Annotated in this window: 23 protein-coding genes and 2 tRNA genes; 15 read left to right on the forward strand and 10 right to left on the reverse strand. The window is 69.2% G+C overall.

The window, feature by feature from the left end:
• Window positions 1-230: 230 nt before the first annotated feature.
• The 6 genes from rsmG to rpmH all read right to left on the reverse strand — a co-directional run bounded on the left by rsmG (window position 231) and on the right by rpmH (window position 3,493).
• Entirely contained in the window at window positions 231-947 is a 717-nt protein-coding gene (gene rsmG / locus OG625_RS19290) for a 16S rRNA (guanine(527)-N(7))-methyltransferase RsmG (RefSeq protein ID WP_329382380.1), read from the reverse strand.
• A 99-nt stretch (window positions 948-1,046) separates the two neighbouring features.
• Window positions 1,047-1,559: a Jag family protein gene (locus OG625_RS19295; RefSeq protein WP_329382382.1), complete on the reverse strand. Its 513-nt coding sequence runs from the start codon at window positions 1,557-1,559 to the stop codon at window positions 1,047-1,049.
• 15 nt (window positions 1,560-1,574) lie between these two features.
• The gene (yidC, locus tag OG625_RS19300; protein WP_329382384.1) at window positions 1,575-2,678 is read right to left on the reverse strand and encodes a membrane protein insertase YidC; all 1,104 of its coding nucleotides are present in this window, start codon (window positions 2,676-2,678) and stop codon (window positions 1,575-1,577) included.
• Between the two features lie 3 nt (window positions 2,679-2,681).
• A complete protein-coding gene (gene yidD, locus OG625_RS19305) occupies window positions 2,682-2,963 on the reverse strand; it encodes a membrane protein insertion efficiency factor YidD (protein ID WP_075970728.1) in 282 nt (93 codons plus the stop codon).
• Window positions 2,960-3,334 carry a ribonuclease P protein component gene (gene rnpA / locus OG625_RS19310; protein WP_329382387.1) on the reverse strand — a complete coding sequence of 125 codons (375 nt, stop codon included), beginning with the start codon at window positions 3,332-3,334 and terminating at the stop codon, window positions 2,960-2,962. The genes yidD and rnpA overlap by 4 nt, the downstream gene beginning before the upstream one ends.
• 21 nt (window positions 3,335-3,355) lie before the next feature.
• Complete coding sequence (gene rpmH, locus OG625_RS19315; protein WP_008741645.1) at window positions 3,356-3,493, reverse strand: 50S ribosomal protein L34; 138 nt, start codon at window positions 3,491-3,493, stop codon at window positions 3,356-3,358.
• A 355-nt stretch (window positions 3,494-3,848) separates the two neighbouring features.
• Between rpmH and dnaA the strand changes: the two genes are divergently transcribed.
• The 11 genes from dnaA to OG625_RS19370 all read left to right on the forward strand — a co-directional run bounded on the left by dnaA (window position 3,849) and on the right by OG625_RS19370 (window position 18,253).
• Complete coding sequence (gene dnaA / locus OG625_RS19320) at window positions 3,849-5,651, forward strand: chromosomal replication initiator protein DnaA (RefSeq protein WP_329382389.1); 1,803 nt, start codon at window positions 3,849-3,851, stop codon at window positions 5,649-5,651.
• A gap of 876 nt (window positions 5,652-6,527) precedes the next feature.
• Entirely contained in the window at window positions 6,528-7,658 is a 1,131-nt protein-coding gene (gene dnaN / locus OG625_RS19325) for a DNA polymerase III subunit beta (RefSeq protein WP_329382392.1), read from the forward strand.
• 187 nt (window positions 7,659-7,845) lie between these two features.
• Entirely contained in the window at window positions 7,846-8,721 is an 876-nt protein-coding gene (gene gnd / locus OG625_RS19330) for a phosphogluconate dehydrogenase (NAD(+)-dependent, decarboxylating) (protein ID WP_329382395.1), read from the forward strand.
• 83 nt (window positions 8,722-8,804) lie between these two features.
• Window positions 8,805-9,941, forward strand: a complete 1,137-nt coding sequence (gene recF / locus OG625_RS19335) for a DNA replication/repair protein RecF (RefSeq protein WP_329382398.1) — start codon at window positions 8,805-8,807, stop codon at window positions 9,939-9,941.
• The gene (locus OG625_RS19340; protein WP_443067737.1) at window positions 9,938-10,504 is read left to right on the forward strand and encodes a DUF721 domain-containing protein; all 567 of its coding nucleotides are present in this window, start codon (window positions 9,938-9,940) and stop codon (window positions 10,502-10,504) included. The genes recF and OG625_RS19340 overlap by 4 nt, the downstream gene beginning before the upstream one ends.
• 485 nt (window positions 10,505-10,989) lie before the next feature.
• Window positions 10,990-13,047, forward strand: coding sequence for a DNA topoisomerase (ATP-hydrolyzing) subunit B (gene gyrB, locus OG625_RS19345; RefSeq protein ID WP_329382401.1), 2,058 nt, complete (start codon window positions 10,990-10,992; stop codon window positions 13,045-13,047).
• A gap of 40 nt (window positions 13,048-13,087) precedes the next feature.
• A complete protein-coding gene (gyrA, locus tag OG625_RS19350; protein WP_329382403.1) occupies window positions 13,088-15,706 on the forward strand; it encodes a DNA gyrase subunit A in 2,619 nt (872 codons plus the stop codon).
• A gap of 3 nt (window positions 15,707-15,709) precedes the next feature.
• Complete coding sequence (locus tag OG625_RS19355; RefSeq protein ID WP_329382406.1) at window positions 15,710-16,360, forward strand: DUF3566 domain-containing protein; 651 nt, start codon at window positions 15,710-15,712, stop codon at window positions 16,358-16,360.
• A gap of 106 nt (window positions 16,361-16,466) precedes the next feature.
• Window positions 16,467-16,540 (forward strand) — tRNA-Ile (locus tag OG625_RS19360).
• Window positions 16,541-16,685: 145 nt separating this feature from the next.
• The gene (locus tag OG625_RS19365; protein ID WP_208809277.1) at window positions 16,686-16,820 is read left to right on the forward strand and encodes a DLW-39 family protein; all 135 of its coding nucleotides are present in this window, start codon (window positions 16,686-16,688) and stop codon (window positions 16,818-16,820) included.
• Between the two features lie 122 nt (window positions 16,821-16,942).
• Entirely contained in the window at window positions 16,943-18,253 is a 1,311-nt protein-coding gene (locus OG625_RS19370; protein WP_329382409.1) for a hypothetical protein, read from the forward strand.
• Here OG625_RS19370 and OG625_RS19375 read toward each other — a convergent pair.
• Window positions 18,240-19,568, reverse strand: coding sequence for a serine/threonine-protein kinase (locus OG625_RS19375; RefSeq protein WP_329382412.1), 1,329 nt, complete (start codon window positions 19,566-19,568; stop codon window positions 18,240-18,242). The genes OG625_RS19370 and OG625_RS19375 overlap by 14 nt on opposite strands.
• 37 nt (window positions 19,569-19,605) lie before the next feature.
• Window positions 19,606-20,154, reverse strand: a complete 549-nt coding sequence (locus OG625_RS19380; protein WP_329382415.1) for a helix-turn-helix domain-containing protein — start codon at window positions 20,152-20,154, stop codon at window positions 19,606-19,608.
• Between the two features lie 161 nt (window positions 20,155-20,315).
• On the opposite strand from OG625_RS19380, the gene OG625_RS19385 reads away from it, so the two are divergent.
• A tRNA-Ala gene (locus OG625_RS19385) sits at window positions 20,316-20,388 on the forward strand.
• Window positions 20,389-20,539: 151 nt separating this feature from the next.
• Here the strand turns inward: OG625_RS19385 and OG625_RS19390 are convergent.
• On the reverse strand, window positions 20,540-21,076 hold the full coding sequence (locus OG625_RS19390) for a GNAT family N-acetyltransferase (RefSeq protein ID WP_329382418.1): 537 nt from the start codon (window positions 21,074-21,076) through the stop codon (window positions 20,540-20,542).
• A gap of 99 nt (window positions 21,077-21,175) precedes the next feature.
• Between OG625_RS19390 and OG625_RS19395 the strand changes: the two genes are divergently transcribed.
• On the forward strand, window positions 21,176-21,748 hold the full coding sequence (locus OG625_RS19395; RefSeq protein WP_329382421.1) for a flavodoxin family protein: 573 nt from the start codon (window positions 21,176-21,178) through the stop codon (window positions 21,746-21,748).
• Window positions 21,749-21,831: 83 nt separating this feature from the next.
• On the opposite strand, the gene OG625_RS19400 is transcribed toward OG625_RS19395, so the two are convergent.
• Window positions 21,832-23,292, reverse strand: a complete 1,461-nt coding sequence (locus OG625_RS19400; RefSeq protein WP_329382424.1) for an MFS transporter — start codon at window positions 23,290-23,292, stop codon at window positions 21,832-21,834.
• 113 nt (window positions 23,293-23,405) lie between these two features.
• Between OG625_RS19400 and OG625_RS19405 the strand changes: the two genes are divergently transcribed.
• Together OG625_RS19405 and OG625_RS19410 are read left to right on the forward strand one after the other, a co-directional pair.
• Window positions 23,406-23,885, forward strand: a complete 480-nt coding sequence (locus OG625_RS19405; RefSeq protein ID WP_329382427.1) for a MarR family winged helix-turn-helix transcriptional regulator — start codon at window positions 23,406-23,408, stop codon at window positions 23,883-23,885.
• A 125-nt stretch (window positions 23,886-24,010) separates the two neighbouring features.
• Window positions 24,011-24,544: a LysM peptidoglycan-binding domain-containing protein gene (locus OG625_RS19410; protein WP_329382431.1), complete on the forward strand. Its 534-nt coding sequence runs from the start codon at window positions 24,011-24,013 to the stop codon at window positions 24,542-24,544.
• Window positions 24,545-24,561 lie beyond the last annotated feature (17 nt).

Below are 24,561 nucleotides of genomic sequence, written 5' to 3' on the forward strand. Positions count from 1 at the left end.
CTGTGGATGAATCCACCGATGTGGACAACTCCGTCCCCCTCGCATCCTTCTTGTGGCGGGGGGACGCAGCCGCACGACCGCGGCTGATGATTCCGTGCAGCAGAGAGCGACGTTTCACGTGAAACACGATGCCCGGACGGAGTCTTCAGGCCGCTACGACACTCCGAAATCCATACCTATAGGGCCCAACGCAGCCAAAATCGCCACCGGAACCCTCACTAACCAAGCAATCAGCGGCGCCGACGCGTACGACTCACCCGGGCCGCCTTAGCCCGCTTGGCCGCAAACCTCACCCCGCCGGGGCTCTCTCCGACCTCGACCCGCACCACCGTGGACAAGGGATCCACCACACCCTCACCCACGTGAAGCACTGAGGTCTTCACCACACCGAGCTTCGCCAGCGCGGTCTTCGCGCTCACCAGCTCCTCCTCGGCGGTATCACCCTTCAGCAGCAGCATCTCCCCGTACGGGCGCAGCAGGGGCACACCCCAGCCGGCCAGCCGGTCCAGCGGCGCCACCGCACGAGCTGTCACCACGTGCACCGGCTGCAGCTTGCCGAGAACCTCCTCGGCCCGCCCGCGCACCACCGTGACGTGGTCCAGGCCCAGCAGCTCCACCGCCTCCTGGAGGAAGGTCGTCCGCCGTAGCAGCGGCTCGAGCAACGTGATCTTCAGATCCCGGCGCACCAGAGCCAGCGGGATACCGGGCAGACCCGCCCCCGAACCCACGTCGCACACGGTGACGCCCTGGGGCACCACCTCCGACAGCACAGCGCAGTTCAGCAGGTGCCGCTCCCACAGCCGCGGCACCTCACGCGGCCCGATCAGGCCCCGCTCTACTCCCGCGTCCGCCAGCAGCTCCGCATACCGCACAGCTTCCGGGAAAAACTCACCGAACACCGCACGCGCCTCTTCAGGCGCCGGGGGAAGCTCAGCTGCCTCCGTCACGGGGACCGTCCTTCCGTACCGCATGGTTTCTCACATGCCAGGCTGACAAACATCGGCCCCGCCTGCGACACAGACGGGGCCGAACACACTCGCTACCGATCAGGCAGGGAGCACAACGACGAAGCGCTGCGGCTCCTCGCCCTCGGACTCACTGCGCAGACCCGCGGCCGCCACGGCGTCGTGGACGACCTTCCGCTCGAACGGCGTCATCGGATCCAGCTTCAGGGGCTCACCGGACGCCTTCACGTCCGCCGCCGCCTTGGCGCCCAGCGCCGCCAGCTCCTCGCGCTTCTTCGCACGGAACCCGGCGATGTCCAGCATCAGCCGGCTGCGGTCCCCGGTCTCCCGGTGCACGGCAAGGCGCGTCAGCTCCTGCAGAGCCTCCAGAACCTCACCGTCACGGCCCACGAGCTTCTGCAGCTCACGGCCGGCGGAGTCACTGACGATCGACACCGCGGCCCGGTCGGCCTCGACGTCCATGTCGATGTCGCCGTCCAGGTCGGCGATGTCCAGCAGACCCTCGAGGTAGTCGGCCGCGATCTCACCCTCCTGCTCGAGGCGGGTCAGGGTGTCGCCACCCTCAGCGGCGGCGGTGGTGGTGCCTTCCGTCACGGGAGGGGCTCCTTCTTACTTCTTGGGAGAGGGCTTGGTGGGCGACTGACGCTGCGACTTCGACTGCCGCTTCGGCTGCTGCCGCTTCGCGGCACCACCACTCGCCGCATCCGAATCCGCCGTGGGCTCGACACTCTTGGTCACGGAACCGTCCGCCTGAGCGGCCATCCCCTGCTTGGTCAGGGCCGAGATGAACTTGCGCTCGTTGTCGTTGCGATCCGGGCCCTTGGCCACGATGTCCGCGACGACCTTCTTCTTGCTGCGGCCCTTGACGTCACCGTGCGAGCTGATGTGCTTCAGCAGACGAGTCAGGTACTGGTCCTGCGCCATGCTGCCCGGCGTCGGGTTCTGGTTGATCACGTACATCTGCTGACCCATGGTCCACAGGTTCGTGGTCAGCCAGTAGACGAGGACACCGACGGGGAAGTTGATACCCATGACCGCGAAGATCACCGGGAAGATGTACATCAGCATCTTCTGCTGCTGCATGAACGGCGTCTTGACCGACAGGTCGACGTTCTTCTGCATGAGCTGACGCTGGGTGTAGAACTGCGACAGCGACATCATGATGATCATGACCGCGGTCACGATCCGGACGTCCATCAGCGTGGCGCCAAGCGCCTCGACCTTCTCCGGGCTGTCCATGAACTTGGCGGCGATCGGCGCACCGAAGATCTTGGCCTCACGGGCACTGTCGACCAGCTGCTGGTCCATCGCGCCGATTTTCTTGCCATCAGAGATGTTCGCCAGCACGTGGTACAGCGCGAAGAAGAACGGCGACTGCGCCAGGATGGGAAGGCACGAGGCGAGCGGGTTGGTACCCGTCTCCTTGTACAGCTTCATCATCTCTTCGGACTGACGCTGCTTGTCGTTCTTGTAGCGCTCCTGGATCGCCTTCATCTTCGGCTGGAGCGCCTGCATGCCCCGCGTCGCCTTGATCTGCTTCACGAAGAGCGGGATCAGACAGATGCGGATCAGGATCACCAGGGACACGATGGACAGGCCCCAGGCCCACCCACTGTCCGGCCCGAAGACCGCCCCGTACAGGCTGTGGAACTGAACGATGATCCACGAAACGGGTGTGGTGATAAAGCTGAACAGACTGGCAATCGTGTCCACTAATCAGGCTCCTTGAGCATTGCGAGATCTACGCAACGCACTGCGCAGCTGCTCGTGCCAACGCGGGCGTTTACGAGGTGGGACATGGTCCACACCACCCGGGGACCACGGATTGCACCGCAAGATCCGCCAGGCGGTCAGAACCGTCCCCTTCACCGCACCATGCCGGTCGATGGCCGTGTACCCGTAGTGCGAGCACGAGGGGTAGTAGCGGCACACCGGCCCGAGCAGCGGACTGATCGTCCACTGGTACAGCTTGATCAAAGCGAGCAGCGGGTACTTCATCGAGCCACGCCTCCCAGAAGCCGCGCCAGAGCGGCATCCAGGTCCCGGGCGAGTTCGTCAGGGCCGGCATCACCCGCTCCGGGCAACGCTCGTACCACCACCAGGCTACCGGCGGGCAGCTGAGACAGCCGCTCGCGGACCAGATGGCGCAGACGGCGCTTCACCCGGTTACGTATGACGGCGTTGCCGACAGCCTTGCTGACGACGAAACCCGCACGCGTCGAGGGATCGATCTCCCCCGACTCGTGCGGGTCCGTTGCACCGCTTGTACGTAGGTGGACGACGAGGAGCGGGCGACCAGCCCGACGACCTCGACGTACCGCGCTCGCGAAGTCCTCGCGCCGCCTCAGCCGATTTTCGGGAGACAGCACGACGTCACGACCTGCGTGTTGTTACGCGGAAAGGGCGGCGCGGCCCTTGCCACGACGGTTCGCGAGGATCGCGCGCCCTGCACGGGTACGCATCCGCAGGCGGAAGCCGTGGGTCTTGGCACGACGGCGGTTGTTCGGCTGGAAGGTGCGCTTGCTCACTCGGGGGCTCCAGAGAATGAATCGTTGTGGCGGGACATCGCCTGGCTGTCACCGTGCGCCCACGAGGAAACTCGCGTGTTCGCCCGAGTGGCACCGCTACATGATCACAATCAGTGATCTTCGCCCATCGGTAGGCAGGCGGCAGCAGCCATCGACAACTCGACCTCGTTACGGTACGCGCGGCTACGCCATCCGGTCAAACCGAGGCGACAAGGCCCCACACTGTGCACAGGCTGTGGACAACGACTTGAACCGTACCCGTAGGCCTGACTACCGTTGCCTGATCCCGGATTTTTTGTCCCGACCGTCCCAAAGAACCACACATTCGTGGGACCCCTGTGAGAGAGCGTGCTCTGTGGCTGACGTACCTGCCGATCTTGCCGCAGTGTGGCCAAGGGTGGTCGAAAAGCTCCTCGGGGAGGGACAGCCGGGCATCGAGCCCAAGGACAAGCAGTGGGTCGAACGGTGCCAGCCCCTCGCACTCGTCGCCGACACCGCCCTCCTCGCCGTCCCCAACGAATGGGGCAAGCGCGTACTCGAAGGCCGGCTCGCCCCGCTGATCAGCGACGCCCTCAGCCGCGAGTGCGGCCGCCCCATCCGGATCGCCATCACGGTGGACGACTCCGCCGGCGAGCCCTCTCCCGCCCCGCCCGTCCAGCAGCCCGGCCCGTACGAGCCCTACGGCGGCCAGCGCCCCGGCGGCGGCCCCGGCAACGGTGACGACCAGCTCCCCACCGCTCGCCCCGCCTACCCCGAGTACCAGCAGCAGCGCCCCGAGCCCGGCGCCTGGCCCCGCGGCGGCCAGCAGGACGACTACGGCTGGCAGCAGCCCCGCCTCGGCGGCTTCCCCGAGCGCGACCCGTACGCCACCCCGCAGCCGGGCTACCTCCAGCAGCCCGAGCCCCCGGCGTACGACCAGGGCTCCTACGAACAGCAGCAACAGCAGTACGAGCAGTCGAAGTACGAGGCCCAGAAGTACGAGCAGCAGAAGTACGAACCTCAGCAGTACGAGCAACAGCAGTACGAGCAACAGCAGTACGAGCAGCCCGCCCCGCGCCAGGCCCCCGGCCGCCCCGCGGCGCCGCCTGCCCCGTCCGGCGGCTCGACCTCGGGCCCGCTGGAACCGACCGCCCGGCTGAACCCCAAGTACCTCTTCGACACCTTCGTCATCGGCGCCTCCAACCGCTTCGCGCACGCCGCGGCGGTCGCGGTCGCCGAGGCACCCGCGAAGGCGTACAACCCCCTCTTCATCTACGGGGAGTCGGGCCTCGGCAAGACGCACCTGCTGCACGCCATCGGGCACTACGCGCGGAGCCTCTACCCGGGCACCCGCGTGCGGTACGTGAGCTCGGAGGAGTTCACCAACGAGTTCATCAACTCCATCCGCGACGGCAAGGGCGACGCCTTCCGCAAGCGCTACCGCGAGATGGACATCCTGCTCGTCGACGACATCCAGTTCCTCGCGAGCAAGGAGTCGACGCAGGAGGAGTTCTTCCACACGTTCAATACGCTCCACAACGCCAACAAGCAGATCGTCCTCTCCTCCGACCGGCCGCCCAAGCAGCTCGTCACCCTGGAGGACCGGCTCCGCAACCGCTTCGAGTGGGGCCTGATCACCGACGTCCAGCCGCCCGAGCTGGAGACCCGGATCGCGATCCTGCGCAAGAAGGCCGTCCAGGAGCAGCTCAACGCCCCGCCGGAGGTACTGGAGTTCATCGCCTCCCGCATCTCGCGCAACATCCGCGAGCTGGAGGGGGCGCTGATCCGGGTCACGGCCTTCGCGAGCCTGAACCGGCAGCCGGTCGACCTGGGCCTGACCGAGGACGTCCTGAAGAACCTGATCCCGGGCGGCGAGGACAGCGCGCCCGAGATCACGGCGACGGACATCATGGCGGCCACCGCCGACTACTTCGGGCTGACCGTGGACGACCTGTGCGGCTCCTCGCGCAGCCGCGTCCTCGTGACCGCCCGGCAGATCGCCATGTACCTGTGCCGGGAGCTCACCGACCTCTCACTGCCCAAGATCGGGGCGCAGTTCGGCGGCCGCGACCACACCACCGTCATGCACGCGGACCGCAAGATCCGCGCTCTGATGGCGGAGCGCCGCTCCATCTACAACCAGGTCACGGAGCTCACCAACCGCATCAAGAACGCCTGAGCCGGGCCCTCAGGCGGGCCTGAGCAGAGTCTCAGAGAGCCGTTCAAACGCATCCAGAGGGCGCTCCCGGGTCACAACGGGGGCGCCCTTCTTCGTCCGTGCGCCCCAGATCTGTTCGAATACGCCCCCTGGAGCGCAAGTCATCCACAGATTTGGTGACTTTCTTCCGTCCACACCCTGGGGACGGGCTCCGTCACCCACAATCTGTCCACAGGGGTGAGGATTGAGGCCCCATCAGGGCAGGTCAGAACCCTGTGGAATTGTGCGCAAGCGTCATCCACAGGCTGTGGACAAAATTTTCATCCACAGCACTGTCCACGGCGTTGTCCACCGGCGGCCCACAGGCTCCCGCACCCTGTGCACAGGATCCGATGTCTTCTCCACACCGTTGTCCACTGTTCGGCAACGCGCCACCCCCTCTCACCGCCCGGAGTGAAAGCGGTCACACGGAGGTGGACGTTTGGGTTGTGGAGTACCGGGGGAAAGCTGGGGACACACCTGTGGAGTAGTCGGGGGTCCCTGGGGACAGCCTGTGCAGAAGTTTTCGTTCTCCACAGAGACACCGTGTTGTCCACCGGTGTCACCCACAGGGTGTGGGGATAAAAAACGCGGGGTGACCTGCGAAAACGGGGTTATCCACCGTTTCCACAGGCCCTACTACTACCCCCATAGAGAGTTAGCCCGGTTTCGGTTTTCAAGCAGGTCCTGTGCACAACTCGGTGGGCAGGCCTCCCCGACACCTCGCTCCCGACTTGACCGCCGGCAGCGACGACTGTCGGCGCCGTACGTCAGACTGGTCCCCGGCATCGGTCGAGGCATCGACGGGCCGACGACGAAGGCCGGCAGACGAGCGAGCAACAGCAGGAGGCGGTTCCGGTGAAGATCCGGGTGGAGCGCGACGTACTCGCGGAGGCAGTGGCTTGGGCCGCTCGTAGCCTCCCGGCCCGGCCGCCGGTGCCCGTTCTCGCGGGCCTGCTGCTGAAGGCCGAGGAGGGCACCCTGTCGCTCTCCGGCTTCGACTACGAGGTCTCGGCCCGGGTCTCCGTCGAGGCGGACGTCGAGGAGGACGGCACCGTCCTGGTCTCCGGCCGACTGCTCGCCGACATCTGCCGCGCCCTCCCCAACCGGCCGGTGGAGATTTCCACAGACGGTGTACGGGCGACCGTGGTCTGCGGCTCCTCGCGATTCACACTCCACACCCTGCCTGTGGAGGAATACCCGGCGCTGCCGACGATGCCCACCGCGACCGGCACCGTGCCCGGCGAGGTCTTCGCCTCCGCCGCCGCCCAGGTCGCCATCGCCGCCGGCCGCGACGACACGCTGCCCGTGCTGACCGGTGTGCGCATCGAGATCGAGGGCGACCGCGTCACCCTCGCCTCCACCGACCGCTACCGCTTCGCGGTCCGCGAGTTCCTGTGGAAGCCGGAGAACCCGGACGCCTCCGCCGTGGCCCTGGTGCCCGCGAAGACGCTCCTCGACACCGCCAAGTCGCTGACCAGCGGTGACACCGTCACCCTGGCGCTGTCCGGCTCGGGCGCCGGCGAGGGCCTCATCGGTTTCGAGGGCGCCGGCCGCCGCACCACCACCCGCCTCCTCGAGGGCGACCTGCCGAAGTACCGCACGCTGTTCCCGACGGAGTTCAACTCCATCGCCGTGATCGAGACCGCCCCGTTCGTCGAGGCCGTCAAGCGCGTGGCCCTCGTCGCCGAGCGCAACACCCCGGTCCGCCTGAGCTTCGAGCAGGGCGTGCTGATCCTGGAGGCCGGTTCCTCCGACGATGCACAGGCTGTGGAGCGCGTCGACGCGAAGCTGGAGGGCGACGACATCTCGATCGCCTTCAACCCGACCTTCCTGCTGGACGGTCTGAGCGCGATCGACTCTCCCGCCGCGCAGCTCAGCTTCACCACGTCCACCAAGCCGGCGCTGCTCAGCGGCCGCCCGGCGGTCGACGCCGAGGCGGACGAGGCGTACAAGTACCTGATCATGCCCGTACGCCTCTCCGGCTGATCTTCGCAGGTCAGGCCCGGTTTCGCGGTCCGCGAAACCGGGCCTGACGCGTTCTTCGGACCAGCCGGGGCCCTGCGTGCCCCGTGGGGCCGGGCAGCGCCCGCGGGCGTAGGCTCGGGGCCTGGGATGCCCTCCGGGAAGCAGGGGGCCCCGGCAAAGACGGCCACAACGCTTAAGGAACCACCTGATGGAGCTTGGTCTCGTCGGTCTCGGCAAGATGGGCGGCAACATGCGCGAGCGCATCCGCCGCGCAGGCCACACCGTCATCGGATACGACCGCAACCCGGACCTCGCCGACGTCCACAGCCTGCGGGAACTTGTGGACAGCCTGCAGGCCCCCCGCGTGGTGTGGGTCATGGTCCCGGCAGGTGCGGCCACCCAGTCCACCGTCGACGAGCTCGCCGAGCTGCTGTCGCCCGGCGACATCGTGGTCGACGGCGGGAACTCGCGCTGGACCGACGACGAGAAGCACGCAGCCGAGCTCGCGGCCAAGGGCATCGGCTTCGTCGACTGCGGTGTCTCCGGCGGTGTCTGGGGCCTGGAGAACGGCTACGCGCTCATGTACGGCGGCGACAAGGAGCACGTCGCCGTGGTCCAGCCGGTGTTCGACGCCCTCAAGCCCGAGGGCGAGTTCGGCGCCGTGCACGCCGGCAAGGTGGGTGCGGGCCACTTCGCGAAGATGGTCCACAACGGCATCGAGTACGCCATGATGCAGGCTTACGCCGAGGGCTGGGAGCTGCTGGAGAAGGTGGACTCGGTCACCGACGTCCGCGAGGTCTTCCGTTCCTGGCAGGAGGGGACGGTCATCCGTTCCTGGCTGCTGGACCTGGCCGTGAACGCCCTCGACGAGGACGAGCACCTGGAGCAGCTGCGCGGCTTCGCGCAGGACTCGGGCGAGGGCCGCTGGACGGTGGAGGCGGCGATCGACAACGCCGTGCCGCTGCCCGCGATCACGGCCTCGCTCTTCGCGCGGTTCGCGTCGCGTCAGGACGACTCCCCGCAGATGAAGATGATCGCCGCGCTGCGCAACCAGTTCGGCGGCCACGCGGTCGAGAAGAAGTAGCCCGACCGCAGCACGGGAACACCACAGCACCACTGCACGACAGCAGCACAGAGCAGCAGGAAGCCGGGGGAGGTCGGCGCCGTATGCATGTTTCGCATCTCTCGTTGGCCGACTTCCGCTCGTACGCCCGGGCCGAGGTTCCCCTCGACCCGGGCGTCACGGCTTTCGTGGGTCCCAACGGCCAGGGCAAGACGAACCTCGTCGAGGCGATCGGTTACCTGGCGACCCTGGGCAGCCACCGGGTGTCCTCGGACGCCCCGCTCGTGCGGATGGGCGCGGACCGGGCGATCGTGCGCGCCGCCGTCATCCAGGGCGAGCGGCAGCAGCTGGTGGAGCTGGAGCTGAACCCGGGGCGGGCGAACCGGGCCCGGATCAACCGGTCCTCGCAGGTCAGGCCCCGGGACGTGCTGGGGATCGTACGGACGGTGCTGTTCGCGCCGGAGGACCTGGCGCTCGTGAAGGGTGATCCGGGGGAGCGCCGCCGGTTCCTGGACGAGCTCGTGACGGCGCGGTCGCCGCGGATGGCGGCCGTCCGGTCGGACTACGAGCGGGTGCTCAAGCAGCGGAACACGCTGCTGAAGTCGGCGGCGATGGCGCGCCGCCACGGTGGCCGCTCGATGGACATGTCCACCCTCGACGTGTGGGACCAGCACCTGGCGCGCGCGGGTGCGGAGCTGTTGGCGCAGCGGCTGGATCTGATCGGGACGCTGCTGCCGCTGGCGGACAAGGCGTACGAGCAGCTCGCGCCCGGCGGTGGCCCGCTGGGGTTGGCGTACAAGTCCTCCGCGGGCGAGGCGGTGGACAGTGGTGCGGCGCGGACGCGCGAGGCGGTCTACGAGGTGCTGCTGGCGGCGCTGGCCGAGGTGCGCAAGCAGGAGATCGAGCGCGGGGTGACCTTGGTGGGGCCGCACCGGGACGACGTGGTGCTGCGGTTGGGGGAGCTGCCGGCGAAGGGGTACGCGAGCCACGGGGAGTCGTGGTCGTACGCGCTGGCGCTGCGGCTGGCCTCGTACGAGCTGCTGCGCTCGGAAGGTGCGGAGCCGGTGCTGATCCTGGACGACGTGTTCGCGGAGCTGGATGCGCGGCGCCGGGAGCGGTTGGCGGAGCTGGTGGCCGGGGGCGAGCAGGTGCTGGTGACGGCGGCGGTGGACGATGACGTTCCGGGTGTGCTGGTGGGGGCGAGGTTCGGGGTGTCCGGCGGTGAGGTGACCCGGCTGTGAACGGTTCGAGCGGTACGAGTGGTACGGACGGCGGTCAGGGCAAGGGCGGGGAGCCGCGCAGAACGGCGGAGCCCTCCGGGGTGGACCTGGCGCGGCAGGCGCTGGCGGCGGCGCGGGAGCAGGCGCGGGCCCGGGGGAACGCGGCGGGCGGCAAGAAGCGGCAGCAGGGCCCGGGGCTCCGCTCGGGGGCCCGTGCGGACGGCCGGGACCCGATGCCGTTGATGGCGGCGCTGGACCGGCTGCGGACGGAGCGCGGCTGGGAGATGCCGATGGCGGTGGCGGGCGTGATGGAGCGCTGGCCGGAGATCGTCGGCCCGGACATCGCGGCGCACTGTGAACCGGAGCGGTACGAGGACCGTGAGCTGATCGTGCGGTGCGATTCCTCGGCGTGGGCGGCGCAGCTGAAGCTGCTGGCGCCGCAGCTGGTGGCGCGGCTGAACGCGGATCTGGGGCAGGGGACGGTGCGGGTGCTTCTGGTGCGTGGGCCCGGGGGTGGGCGGCCGAAGGGGTACGGGCCGTGGCGGGCGCCGGGCAGTACGGGACCGGGGGACACCTACGGGTGACCGCGCCCCTGCCGTGCCCCTGCGGCGTTGCCCGGCGGATCGGCTCGGGCAGCTGTGCGGGTCGGGCCGTCCCCAGGCTGGGGAAGCCGTCCCGGCGCCGGGACCTGGGGCTCCGCCCCAGACCCCGCGCCTCAAACGCCGGCGGGGCTGGATTGGGCTGGATTCGTCCCCGGCGGGGACGGATTTGCGCCCGGCGGGCCGGATGGTGCGGGTGGTGTCCCTCACGGTAGCCGGAGGTTGACAGGCCGAAGCTCTGGATGCCCGTGTGAGCCTCTTTGAGCCCCTGCCCGGATATGGGGAGTCGGAGAGTGGAGGTTCAGGGCGGCACATGCGGACTCAGGTACCGGCAAACCCCCATTCATGTCCGTGGTACCGGTAGACTGAAGCCAATCCCGCCTTCGGGCGGGATCTCGCTGACTAACGCTGACAACGCAGATCGACGCAGCCGCTCCTGCTTGCATGCCTGCTGGCCCGGAGTACGGCCTGTGCTGTGCCAGAAAGGGCGCTTCGTGGCCGATTCGGGCAACCCCAACGACAACCAGTCCACAGCCGGCCAGAACGGCGAGGTCACTGCCTCGTACGACGCCAGTGCCATCCAGGTCCTCGAGGGCCTGGACGCGGTCCGCAAGCGGCCCGGTATGTACATCGGCTCGACCGGTGAGCGCGGGCTCCACCACCTCGTCTACGAGGTGGTGGACAACTCGGTCGACGAGGCCCTGGCCGGGCACGCGGACACCATCGACGTGACGATCCTCGCCGACGGCGGCGTGCGCGTGATCGACAACGGCCGCGGTATCCCGGTCGGCATCGTGCCGTCCGAGGGGAAGCCGGCCGTCGAGGTCGTGCTGACGGTCCTGCACGCGGGCGGCAAGTTCGGCGGCGGCGGCTACGCCGTCTCCGGCGGTCTGCACGGCGTCGGTGTGTCCGTCGTGAATGCCCTGTCGACCAAGGTCGCGGTCGAGGTCAAGACCGACGGCCACCGCTGGACCCAGGACTACAAGCTCGGTGTCCCGACGGCAGCCCTCGCGAAGAACGAGGAGACGTCCGAGACGGGCACCTCGGTCACCTTCTGGGCCGACGGAGACATCTTCGAGACGACCGAGTACTCCTTCGAGACGCTCTCGCGCCGCTTCCAGGAGATGGCCTTCCTCAACAAGGGCCTGACCCTCTCCCTGACGGACGAGCGCGAGTCGGCCAAGGCCACTATGGGCGCGGACACCGCCGAGGAGACCGACGACAACCTGGCGCGCACGGTCAAGTACTACTACGAGGGCGGCATCGTCGACTTCGTGAAGTACCTGAACTCGCGCAAGGGCGAGCTCATCCACCCGACCGTCATCGACGTCGAGGCCGAGGATAAGGAGCGGATGCTCTCGGTCGAGATCGCGATGCAGTGGAACTCGCAGTACACGGAGGGTGTCTACTCCTTCGCGAACACGATCCACACGCACGAGGGCGGTACGCACGAGGAAGGCTTCCGTGCGGCGATGACCGGCCTGGTCAACCGCTACGCGCGTGAGAAGAAGTTCCTCCGCGAGAAGGACGACAACCTGGCGGGCGAGGACATCCGCGAGGGTCTGACGGCGATCATCTCGGTGAAGCTGGGCGAGCCGCAGTTCGAGGGTCAGACCAAGACCAAGCTGGGCAACACGGAGGCGAAGACCTTCGTGCAGAAGGTCGTCCACGAGCACCTCAACGACTGGTTCGACCGGAACCCGAACGAGGCCGCGGACATCATCCGCAAGTCGATCCAGGCGGCCACGGCGCGCGTCGCGGCCCGCAAGGCCCGTGACCTCACCCGTCGCAAGGGTCTGCTGGAGAGCGCCTCGCTGCCGGGCAAGCTGTCCGACTGCCAGTCGAACGACCCGACCAAGTGCGAGATCTTCATCGTCGAGGGCGACTCGGCCGGCGGCTCCGCCAAGTCCGGCCGCAACCCGATGTACCAGGCCATCCTGCCGATCCGCGGCAAGATCCTGAACGTCGAGAAGGCGCGCATCGACAAGATCCTCCAGAACACCGAGGTCCAGGCGCTGATCAGCGCCTTCGGCACGGGTGTCCACGAGGACTTCGACATCGCGAAGCTCCGCTATCACAAGATCATCCTGATGGCGGACGCCGACGTCGACGGCCAGCACATCAACACCCTGCTGCTGACCTTCCTCTTCCGCTTCATGCGGCCGCTGGTCGAGGCGGGTCACGTGTACCTGTCGCGCCCGCCGCTGTACAAGATCAAGTGGGGCCGCGACGACTTCGAGTACGCGTACTCCGACCGCGAGCGCGACGCCCTGGTCGAACTCGGCAAGCAGAACGGCAAGCGGATCAAGGAAGACTCGATCCAGCGCTTCAAGGGTCTGGGCGAGATGAACGCCGAGGAACTGCGCATCACCACCATGGACGTGGACCACCGCGTGCTCGGCCAGGTCACCCTGGACGACGCCGCGCAGGCCGACGACCTGTTCTCGGTGCTGATGGGTGAGGACGTCGAAGCCCGGCGCTCCTTCATCCAGCGCAACGCCAAGGACGTTCGCTTCCTCGACATCTGAGTCGGCTCAGCTGACCGCCTGAAAGGACCTTTGACCAGCAATGGCCGACGAAACCACGCCCACTGCCGAGAACACCGAGGAAGAGCAGCCCGTCGTTCGCATCGAGCCCGTCGGGCTCGAGACGGAGATGCAGCGCTCCTACCTCGACTACGCGATGTCCGTCATCGTCTCGCGTGCGCTGCCCGACGTGCGGGACGGTCTCAAGCCCGTCCACCGTCGTGTGCTGTACGCGATGTACGACGGCGGTTACCGGCCCGAGAAGGGCTTCTACAAGTGCGCCCGCGTCGTCGGTGACGTCATGGGTACGTACCACCCGCACGGTGACTCCTCGATCTACGACGCCCTGGTCCGCCTGGCGCAGCCGTGGTCGATGCGCATGCCGCTGGTGGACAGCAACGGCAACTTCGGTTCCCCGGGCAACGACCCGGCGGCCGCGATGCGCTACACCGAGTGCAAGCTGATGCCGCTGGCCATGGAGATGCTCCGGGACATCGACGAGGAGACCGTCGACTTCACGGACAACTACGACGGCCGCAACCAGGAGCCGACGGTCCTGCCGGCGCGCTTCCCGAACCTGCTGGTCAACGGCTCCGCCGGCATCGCGGTCGGCATGGCCACCAACATCCCGCCGCACAACCTGCGAGAGGTCGCGGCCGGTGCCCAGTGGGCGCTGGAGCACCCGGAGGCCTCGCACGAGGAGCTCTTGGACGCGCTCCTGGAGCGGATCAAGGGACCGGACTTCCCGTCGGGTGCCCTGGTCGTGGGCCGCAAGGGCATCGAGGAGGCGTACCGGACCGGTCGCGGCTCCATCACGATGCGTGCGGTGGTGGCGGTCGAGGAGATCCAGAACCGCCAGTGCCTGGTGGTGACGGAGCTTCCGTACCAGACCAACCCCGACAACCTGGCGCAGAAGATCGCCGACCTGGTCAAGGACGGGAAGGTCGGCGGCATCGCCGACGTCCGTGACGAGACCTCCTCGCGTACCGGTCAGCGCCTGGTGATCGTGCTCAAGCGCGACGCCGTCGCCAAGGTCGTGCTGAACAACCTGTACAAGCACACCGATCTGCAGACGAACTTCGGCGCGAACATGCTGGCGCTGGTGGACGGCGTGCCGCGCACGCTGTCGATCGACGCGTTCATCCGGCACTGGGTGCAGCACCAGATCGAGGTCATCGTCCGGCGGACGAAGTTCCGTCTGCGCAAGGCGGAGGAGCGGGCGCACATCCTGCGCGGCCTGCTCAAGGCGCTGGACGCGATCGACGAGGTCATCGCGCTGATCCGGCGCAGCAACACCGTCGAGATCGCGCGCGAGGGCCTGATGGGCCTGCTGTCGATCGACGAGATCCAGGCGAACGCGATCCTGGAGATGCAGCTGCGGCGCCTGGCCGCGCTGGAGCGCCAGAAGATCGTCGCCGAACACGACGAGCTCCAGGCGAAGATCAACGAGTACAACGCGATCCTGGCCTCGGAGGAGCGTCAGCGCTCCATCGTGAGCGAGGAACTGGCGGCGATCGTCGAGAAGTTCGGCGACGACCGGCGGTCCAAGCTGGTGCCCTTCGACGGTGACATGTCCATCGAGGACCTGATCGCCGAAGAGGACATCGTCGTCACGATCACGCACGGCGGCTATGTCAAGCGCACCAAGACCGAGGACTACCGCTCGCAGAAGCGCGGCGGCAAGGGGGTGCGCGGCACGAAGCTGAAGCAGGACGACCTGGTCGACCACTTCTTCGTGTCCACCACGCACCACTGGCTGCTGTTCTTCACGAACAAGGGCCGTGTCTACCGGTCCAAGGCGTACGAGCTTCCGGACGCCGGCCGCGACGCGCGCGGGCAGCACGTCGCGAACCTGCTGGCCTTCCAGCCGGACGAGAAGATCGCGCAGATCCTCGCGATCCGCGACTACGAGGCGGCGCCCTACCTGATCCTGGCCACCAAGGGCGGCCTGGTGAAGAAGACGGCGCTCAAGGACTACGACTCGCCCCGTTCGGGCGGTGTGATCGCGATCAACCTCCGGGAGACGGAGGACGGCAGCGATGACGAGCTGATCGGTGCGGAGCTGGTGTCCGCCGAGGACGATCTGCTGCTGATCAGCAAGAAGGCGCAGTCGATCCGCTTCACGGCGACCGACGACGCGCTGCGTCCGATGGGCCGTGCGACGTCGGGCGTGAAGGGCATGAGTTTCCGCGAGGGTGACGAACTGCTCTCCATGAGCGTGGTCCGGCCCGGTACGTTCGTGTTCACCGCGACCGACGGCGGCTATGCCAAGCGGACGCCGGTGGACGAGTACCGCGTCCAGGGTCGTGGCGGTCTGGGCATCAAGGCCGCGAAGATCGTGGAGGACCGAGGGTCGCTCGTGGGCGCGCTCGTGGTGGACGAAACCGACGAAATTCTCGCAATCACCCTGAGCGGTGGTGTGATTCGTACGCGCGTCAACGAAGTCCGGGAGACCGGCCGTGACACCATGGGCGTCCAGCTGATCAACCTGGGCAAGAAGGATGCCGTGGTGGGCATCGCTCGTAACGCCGAAGCCGGCCAGGAGGCCGACGAAGCGGACGAGAACGAGATCGAAACCGAGACTGGGACCGAGGTGGCCGATGGACAGGCCGCCGAGGCCGCCGAGGGCACGCAGCCTTCGGCCGGGGAGCACGAGGAGTAAGTCGTGAGTGGAGCCACGGGCGCCGGACCGGCCAAGACTGGAGCGAACGGTGCCCGTGGCCCTGCCGCAGACTCTCAGGGTGGGGGCACCCCCGCCGAAGGCAGGGGGAGAACCGTGACGGACACCCGAGGGCCCCAGCCGCAAGCCGGCGCGGGCCCGACGCAGGAGCAGCCGTACCAGCCGCCGCAGGCGTACGCGGCGCCTCAGGGCCCGGGCGCGCAGCGCCCCGGTGGGGGCCCCGCCGCGCAGCGCAAGCCGCGTACGGGGGTCCGTACGGCCCCTCGTACGCGCAAGGCGAGGCTGCGGGTGGCCAAGGCCGACCCGTGGTCGGTGATGAAGGTCAGCTTCCTGCTGTCGATCGCGCTGGGCATCTGCACGATCGTGGCGGCGGTGGTGCTGTGGATGGTCATGGACGCGATGGGCGTCTTCTCGACCGTCGGCGGCACGATCAGCGAGGCGACCGGGTCGAACGAGAGCAACGGCTTCGACCTCCAGTCGTTCCTGTCGCTGCCGCGCGTCGTGATCTTCACATCGGTGATCGCGGTCATCGACGTGGTGCTGGCGACGGCGCTGGCGACGCTCGGCGCGTTCATCTACAACCTGTCGGCGGGCTTCGTCGGCGGTGTGGAGCTGACTCTCGCCGAGGACGAGTGACCTGCGCAGACGCTGGGTAGGAAGCATCGTTTGGGGCTTCGCCCCGGGGATTTTGGAGCTACCGCCTCTGTGCGCTAATCTTCAGGAGTCAGCGCGCAGCGCGGATGGGGCTATAGCTCAGTTGGTTAGAGCGCATCCCTGATAAGGATGAGGCCACAGGTTCAAATCCTGTTAGCCCCACAGTGTCGAAGACCCTCAGGCCCAAGGCCTGGGGGTCTTTGTCGTTGGGGCAGTTGGCGGGCCGACAGGTCACCGAACGGTATCGGTCCGTGTGTATTGTTGGGCTTCAGAAGTCCCCTACGTCAACGAAAGACGAGGTCGCGCGGTGAAGAAGCTGCTCCTGGTCGCACTGGCCGCCATCGGCGGGCTCCTCGTGTACCGCCAGATCCAGGCGGACCGCGCCGAGCAGGACCTGTGGACGGAGGCAACTGACTCCGTGCCCTCTGGTTCCGGTGTGTGAGACCGAAGGCTGATCCCATGAAGCCCCGGCTGCCGCTGCGGCCGGGGCTTTGTGCTGTTCTGTGACGAAAACTTACGTTATGCAAAGATTTGGCTTGCGCTAGCAAACTCGGGGTGGGCGTGATGGGTCGGGTACGGACGACGATGGGGGCGGCGGCCCTGGCAGTGGCGGTCGCGGGTCTGCCGACGGTGGCTCGGGCCGCCGAGGCGGGGCCCGAGCCACTGCCGACGTACCGCGCCGCCGACGGTGCGAAGCCGGTCGAGGGCAAGCCCTCCACGGCGGACGCCCCGGAGCTGGTGGCCGGGAGCGTGTACGCGGACAAGCTCGGCCCCGGGGACCGCGTGTACCGGCTCGTGCTGAAGCAGGACCAGTCCAACGTGTACGTCTCCGCCGTGGTGCGGCCGGCGCCCGGTACGAAGGTCTCGTACGGCGACGGCATCGAGGTCGAGGTCATGACCACCGCCGGGCGCTCCTGCCAGGGCTCCACCGGCAGCGCCGGCTTCGGCTACGACCCGGTGCCCATCAGCGCGGTCGGCGTGCGGTGGGGCGTGGAGGACCACGAATGCGCGCCCGGCGGCGTCTACTACGTGAAGGTCACCCGCACCTCGGCCAAGGGCTCCGACCAGGGCGACTGGCCCCTCGAACTCCGCCTGCAGCGCGAGCCCGGCCGCGGCCCCGGCGGACCCACGGCAGCGCCGAGCGCCTGGCCCTCGGGGGCCGCGACCCTGCCCGGCACCGAGGCGGTGGGGCGCAGCGGCGGCACCGGCTTCAACGACGCCCGGGCGCTGCGCTCCGGGGTGTGGCGCGACGAGCTGCGGCCCGGGCAGACCCGCTGGTACCGGGTGCCGCTGGACTGGGGACAGCAACTGGGCCTCGGCGCCGAGCTGGCCTCGGCCACGCTGACCAAGGCGTACGGCTCGGCCTCGGGCGGTCTCGCCGTCTCGCTGTACAGCCCCTACCGGGGGCTGGTCTCCTCCAAGGACACCTCCTACGACGGCAAGCAGGCGGGGGTCGCGCTCGAGAAGACCCCGCCCGTCTCCTACGAGAACCGCTTCACCAGCGACAAGGACGTGCAGCGCGCGTCGATCGCCGGCTGGTACTACATCGCGGTGACCATGGGCGGGAAGGTCTCCGAGTTCACCGAGGACGCGACCCCGGTGCCGCTGACCCTGCGCGTGGACGTTTCCGGCACCCCGGGCAAGGCGCCCGCGTACAAGGAGGCCCTGGCCGCGGGCGGCTTCGGGGTCGGTGCGCAGGACCGGGAGGCCGCCGAGGAGGGGCTGACCGCCCCCGAGGCCGCCGACGCCGCCGGGAACGCCTCGGTGATGCGGGTGGTGGCGGGGGCCGGCTTCGGCACCGGGACGGTGCTGCTGCTGGTGCTGGGCGGCTGGACCCTGCTCGGGCGGCGGGGCCGCGGGGCTACATCTGCGTGAGGGCCCAGACGCCGAGCGCGAAGCAGAGCAGCGCCGCGCCGAGCAGCGCGGCCACGGCCTTCGGGGGCGGCGGGGCGATACCCCCGGCCGCCCGGGCCGGCGGCGCGGCGGGGGAGTGCGGGGCCGGCGCGACCGGGGGCGGCAGGTGGAAGCTCCCCGTCTCCGAGGGGCCGTACCCAGGCGCCTGCGCGGGGACCTGCGGCGGGCCGGGCGGGTAGCCGTACGGGTCGGTCGGTGACGGCTGTGGCAGGGGGGCGGTCGCGGAGGTGCCGCGGGGGTCGGCGCGGGCGGGTTCCGCGGCGATGGTGACGGAGGCGGAACCGGAGCCGCCCGTTGGGGCCGTGGCCGGCGTACCCGCCGTACCTGCCATCCCCGCCGTGCCGGGCAGGCCGGGCATGCCCGCCGTGGGTGCGTCCGGTGTGACCGCCGCGGTGGTCAGTGGACCGTCGGGGCCGAAACCGGCGGGGAGCGGGCCGAGTTGGTCGAAGACCTCCACCGGGTCCTCGTCCGGGGCGGGCGGCGCGAGCAGCTCCACGGCCTCGGCGAGGGCCTTGCGCGCCCCCGTGGCCGTCTTGAACCTGCTCTGCGGGTCCGGCTGCAGCAGGGCGGCCAGCACCTCCCACAGGGGCGCCGGAACGCTTTCGGGGGCGCCGGGGGTCCCGTGGGCGAGGAAGTGCTCCACCAGGGCCTGGGAGTCGGGCTTGCGGCCCTCCAGCAGGTACAGGCCCACCAGCCCGACGGCGAAGAGGTCGGCGGGGAAGTCGGGTTCGGCGCCGAGGAGTTGTTCGGGGGCGAAGTAACCCGGGGTGCCGACCACGTAGTTGGTCTCGGTCAACCGGGGCTCGCCCTTGCGCATCGAGATGCCGAAGTCGGACAGCCGCAGGTGCGGCCGCCCGGTTCCGGAGGCCTCCATCAGGATGTTGGCCGGTTTGATGTCGCGGTGGACGACACCCTCCGCGTGCACCGCCGCCAGCCCCGACAGCAGCTGGTCGAGCAGCGCGCACACGAAACGCGCCGGCAGGGGACCGTAGTCACCGATCACGTGGGCGAGGGAGCCGCCGCCGACCAGGTCCATCGTGAAGAGGACCTTGTCGTCGTCGGCCGCCCAGCTGGCCGGGGCCAGGACGTGCGGGTGATCGATGCGCAGGGCCTGCTCCCGGACGAACCGGAGCAGGGTGTGGGCATCGCTCTGCAGCAGGACCTTCGCGGCGACGTACCGGCGACGGCGATGGTCCCAGGCCCGCCACACGGCACCCGCACCACCGCGCCCGATCGGATCGATCAGCTCGTACCGGCCGGCGAAGATCTCACCCATCGCTGCGCACGTCCCCCGTAGTCCGCTTTTCCGTCTGTCAGTTCTGGTGCGCCTCGTAGTGGGCGACCGCGTCGGCGGTGCGGCCCGCTCCGTACACCCGGAGGAACTCTGCCAGTTCCGGGTGGCTTGGGGCGAGGGAGTCCGCCGCGTCGATGATGTCGCCGGCTGCGGAGACCGAGCGCAGCAGCGACTGGATCTCGCGGACGACCCGCTTGACGGTGGGGGCGCCGGAACCGGTGGGGGTCTGGCCGCTGTTGCTGAGGACGGAGCCCCCCTGCGTCTTCTTGATCTCGTCCATCCGGTCGGTGGCCTCCGCCGCGCTGACGCTTCCGTCGGCCACCTGGCCGGCGAGATCCTGGAGCGCCTGGACGCGCTGCACGACGGCCGGGTTGCCGATCTTGGCTCGCTGGCCGCTCATCAGCTGGGACAGCATGGGCGCCGACAGTCCGAGCACGGCAGCGAGGCGGGCCTGGTTCAAGCCGAGGTCATCTATGAGTCGGCGGAAGAGCGCTCCGAGCGGCTCCCCGTACCAACTGCGCTGAAGCTCTCTGGCTCTGGCCGTGGCCTCTTGCTGAACTGCGTCCACTACGTCTACTCCCCTTCGCTGGTGCGAACCTCGCGAGCATCTTACGGAGAGTGGTCGCGGGGCGGGAGTCCCTATCATTTTGCGAGATGAGGGGGTACACCCGGTACTCTGTTCTGCGGAACGACCCCACTTTTCCGGGGGACAGTTGCGTCCAGTTCCATGGGGCCTTAGCTCAGTTGGTAGAGCGCTGCCTTTGCAAGGCAGATGTCAGGAGTTCGAATCTCCTAGGCTCCACATCAAGAGGTCTCCCGACCTGCGGAAACGCGGATCGGGGGGCCTCTTTGCGCTGCCCGGCCCTGCAGGAGCTCCTGCTGCGGTGGCTGCGCCCGGGGTGCGTGCCGCACATGGTGGAGAAAGCGGCCGAGGAGAGCGTGCGGGCCCGCCGCTACCAGGTCGGGAAGAGCTCGATCCAGTAGCGGCGCTTGGGACCGATCAGGGTCTCGCGGACGTCCTCCAGGACGCCGCCGTTCGCCTCGATCGTGCGGACGGACGCCGTGTTGTCCGGGTCGCAGGTCAGCAGGATCCGGTCCATCCCCAGGATCCGCGCCTCGTGCAGGACCTCGTGCAGCGCCCAGGTGGCCAGACCCCGGCGGCGTGCCGAGGGCCGCACGCTGTAGCCGACGTGGCCGCCGGCGTCGAGGAGGAAGGCGTTCAGGTAGTGCCGCAGGTCGATGGCGCCCAGGTAGGTGTCGCCCTCGGCGATCCACCAGTACGTGGCATGGACGCGGCCCTGCTCGACCGGCCGCGTGCGGTCCGAGTGACCGCGCAGCTTCTCCACCCAGGCCGCGAACCCCTCCGGGCTGTCCACGTCGTCCTCGGAGCCCAGGCCCGCCCCGTCCATGTGGGCGTCGGGACCCCACTCCTCGCGCGCGGCGAGCCAGGAAGCGTGCAGGCGCAGGGTGGGGGCGACGAGTTCAGGCATGTTCCGGACGATAACAACAGGTGCCGGTGCCGTTTACTGGCAGCCGGTACCCACCAGCCCGTCCTGGATCCCGACCACATGACTTGGAGACATTCGAGAATGACCCGCAAGTTCGTGTTCCTGCTGGCCAGCACCCGTCTGGACGGCAATACCGAGACCCTCGCACGCCAGGCGGCCGCCGCCCTTCCGGACGACGTCGAGCAGGAGTGGATCCGGCTGAAGGACCTGCCGATGCCCGCCTTCGAGGACCGCCGCCACGACGGGTCCGGTACCTACCCCGAGCCCGACGGCAACTCCAAGCTGCTCCTCGACGCCACCCTCTCCGCCACCGACCTGGTCTTCGCCTCGCCGCTGTACTGGTACAGCCTCTCGGCCGTCGCCCAGCACTACCTCGACCACTGGTCGGGCTGGATGCGGGTGCCGGGCCTGGACTTCAAACCGCGGATGGCCGGCAAGACCCTGTGGAGCATCACCGCACTGGCCACCGAGGACCGCTCGGTGGCCGACCCGCTGATCGGGACCCTGCGCAACACCGCCGCCTACATGGACATGCGCTGGGGCGGATCCCTGCTCGGCCTCGGCAACGCTCCCGGCACGGTCCGCGGCGACACCGAGGCCCTGCGCAGCGCCGACGGCTTCTTCCTGAACGACCGCGAGTCCCTCACGGTGTGAGGGACTCAAGTCGTGAGTGACTCAGGATCGGGGCTGCCGATGTTTCACTGGGGCCCCTCCCAGCGGTAGCTGGGGGAGAAACATCACCGCTGGGAGGTGCCCCCTGCCCGCAGCAGGGTCACGGTCAGGGTGATCGCGGCCAGCAGCAGCGCGGCGCCGATGCCGAACGCCAGGTGGTAGCCGTCGGTGAGGGCCTCGGCCGGTGAACTGCCGGTCAGGGTCAGGGACTCGGTGCGGGAGGCCGCCAGGGTGGAGAGGACGGCCACGCCCAACGCCATCCCGATCTGCTGAGTGGTGTTGAACAGCCCCGAGGCGAGTCCGGCGTCACGTTCGCCGGCGCCGGACATGCCCAGCGAGGTGAGGGCCGGCAGGGCCAGACCGAAGCCGGCGGCCAGCAGCATCACCGGCAGCAGGTCGGTGACGTAGTCGGCGCGCACCGGCAGCCGGGTCAGCAGCCCCAGGGCCACGACGAGCAGGACGAGGCCGGCCACCAGGACGTTCCGCTCGCCGAAGCGGGCGTTCAGCCGGGCGGAGACACCGAGGGAGACCGCGCCGATCACCAGGGCGGCGGGAAGCATCGCCAGGCCGGTGGCCGCGGCCCCGTAGCCCAGGACCTTCTGGAGGTAGAGGGCGACCAGGATCTGGAAGGAGAACAGCGCGGCCACCATCAGCATCTGCACCAGGTTGGCGCCGAGCACCGTACGGGAGCGGAAGAGCCGCAGCGGCACCAGCGGGGTGCGGGCCTTGGCCTGGCGCAGCGTGAAGGCGGCCAGCAGGGCCAGGGAGAGCGCCCCGAGCCCCAGGGTGTGCGCGGAGGTCCAGCCGTGGTGCTCCACCTTCACCACGGTGTAGATGCCGAGCATCAGTCCGCCGGTGACCAGGACCGCGCCGAGTACGTCGGCACCCGCGCCCAGACCCAGGCCCCGGCCGGCGGGCAGGGCGGGCAGCGCCAGCAGCAGGGCGGCCAGCCCGATGGGCAGGTTGATGAAGAAGATCCAGTGCCAGTCGAGGGCGTCGGTCAGCACACCTCCGAGCACCTGGCCGAGCGAGGCACCGGCCGCTCCGGTGAAGGAGAACACGGCGATCGCCTTGGCCCGCTCGCGGGGCTCGGTGAACAGGGTGATCAGGATGCCGAGGCTGACGGCGGAGGCCATCGCGCTGCCGACCCCCTGCAGGAAGCGGGCGGCGATCAGCACCGCGGGGGAGGCGGCGAAGCCCGCGAGCATCGAGGCGCCGGTGAAGACGGCGGTCCCGGCCAGGAACATCTGCTTGCGGCCGATCAGGTCCCCGAGGCGTCCGGCGAGCAGCAGCAGACTGCCGAAGGCGATCAGGTAGGCGTTCACGATCCAGCTCAGACCGGCGGGGGAGAAGCCCAGGTCGTTCTGGATGGCCGGCATGGCCACGGTGACGATGCTGCCGTCGAGGATCGTCATCAGCATGCCCGTGGAGAGCACGGCGAGGGCGGTCCAGCGAGAGCGCAGCCCGTGCGGGGCGGCGGCCGCCGAGGGGGCGGCGGGAGGAGCGGAAGTGAGCACGGCAGGCATCGGACTCTCCGGTCGGGTCGGGTGGCAGCGGTCGGTGCGGACGACTGGTGTGACCGTAGCAGATAGTTTTGTTGCAGACTATTTCCTTCGGATCGAATAGGTAGAGTGGATCCATGACCGCCATGGCACCCACCCGGACCGAGCCCGACCTCTCCTTCCTCCTGGACCACACCAGTCACGTGCTGCGCACCCACATGGCAGCCGCCCTCGGCGAGATCGGCCTCACCCCCCGCATGCACTGCGTCCTCGTCCACGCCCTGGAAGAAGAGCGCACCCAGATCCAGCTCGCCGAGATCGGCGACATGGACAAGACGACGATGGTCGTCACCGTGGACGCCCTCGAGAAGGCCGGACTGGCCGAGCGCCGCCCCTCCACCAAGGACCGCCGGGCCCGCATCATCGCCGTCACCGACCAGGGCGCGGCCGTCGCCGTCCAGAGCCAGGGCATCGTCGACCAGGTCCACGCCGACGCCCTCGCCTCCCTCACCGAGCCCGACCGCACCGCCCTCCTGCGCGTGCTCGGCCTCCTCGTCGAAGGCGACCTCGCCACCCCCTCCGACAGCCCCCGCCCCGCCCGCCGCGCCCGCCAGTAACAGCCCCCCGCCGACCCGCGGGTCCCCCGAACGGCCCCGTCACAGGGCCGCCCGGCGCCCCCTGCCGGACAGTGGAGGAAGGCACCGCGCCGAGGGGGGCACCACCACGCCGGAGGCGTACGCACATGGGACTCTTCGACTTCCTGAAGTCCGACAAGAAGAAGGCACACGAGGCCGCCGAGAAGGCGAAGGAGCAGGTCGAGCAGCAGATGGCCACGGGCAGGGCACCCACCGCGAGCTCGGCGGCCGACGCCGCCTCGGCCACCAGGGCCGTCGCCGAGCGCATGGCCGCCACCGCACCGCCCAAGCCCGCGGCGCCCACGCCGGGATCGGCCGCGCACAAGGCCGTCCCCGTCGCACCCAAGCCCGCCGCCATGCCGCCGAAGCCCACCGCGGCGTCCACCGCGCCCGGCGCCCCGCACACCCCGACCCCGAAGTCCGCCGCGCACAAGGCCGTTCCCGCAGCCCCGGCCAAGCCGATGCCGACGGCCAAGAAGCGCACCTACACCGTCAAGCCCGGCGACTCGCTCTCCGCCATCGCCCGCCACGAGCTCGGCAACGAGGCCCGCTGGCGCGAGCTCTACGCCATGAACAAGGGCGTCGTCGGCCCCAATCCCGACCTCATCCGCCCGGGCCAGGTCCTCACCCTCCCCAGCTGACGACGCACACGGAAGGG

The sequence above is a fragment of the Streptomyces sp. NBC_01351 genome (genome assembly GCF_036237315.1).
GTDB lineage: Bacteria > Actinomycetota > Actinomycetes > Streptomycetales > Streptomycetaceae > Streptomyces.

Excerpts from the sequence above, each read along its gene's own strand:
- yidD (WP_075970728.1), bottom strand. The coding sequence starts at position 2,963 with ATGAAGTACCCGCTGCTCGCTTTGATCAAGCTGTACCAGTGGACGATC.
- gnd (WP_329382395.1), top strand. The coding sequence starts at position 7,846 with ATGGAGCTTGGTCTCGTCGGTCTCGGCAAGATGGGCGGCAACATGCGC.
- recF (WP_329382398.1), top strand. The coding sequence starts at position 8,805 with ATGCATGTTTCGCATCTCTCGTTGGCCGACTTCCGCTCGTACGCCCGG.
- gyrA (WP_329382403.1), top strand. The coding sequence starts at position 13,088 with ATGGCCGACGAAACCACGCCCACTGCCGAGAACACCGAGGAAGAGCAG.
- OG625_RS19370 (WP_329382409.1), top strand. The coding sequence starts at position 16,943 with ATGGGTCGGGTACGGACGACGATGGGGGCGGCGGCCCTGGCAGTGGCG.
- OG625_RS19375 (WP_329382412.1), bottom strand. The coding sequence starts at position 19,568 with ATGGGTGAGATCTTCGCCGGCCGGTACGAGCTGATCGATCCGATCGGG.
- OG625_RS19390 (WP_329382418.1), bottom strand. The coding sequence starts at position 21,076 with ATGCCTGAACTCGTCGCCCCCACCCTGCGCCTGCACGCTTCCTGGCTC.
- OG625_RS19395 (WP_329382421.1), top strand. The coding sequence starts at position 21,176 with ATGACCCGCAAGTTCGTGTTCCTGCTGGCCAGCACCCGTCTGGACGGC.
- OG625_RS19400 (WP_329382424.1), bottom strand. The coding sequence starts at position 23,292 with ATGCCTGCCGTGCTCACTTCCGCTCCTCCCGCCGCCCCCTCGGCGGCC.
- OG625_RS19405 (WP_329382427.1), top strand. The coding sequence starts at position 23,406 with ATGACCGCCATGGCACCCACCCGGACCGAGCCCGACCTCTCCTTCCTC.
- OG625_RS19410 (WP_329382431.1), top strand. The coding sequence starts at position 24,011 with ATGGGACTCTTCGACTTCCTGAAGTCCGACAAGAAGAAGGCACACGAG.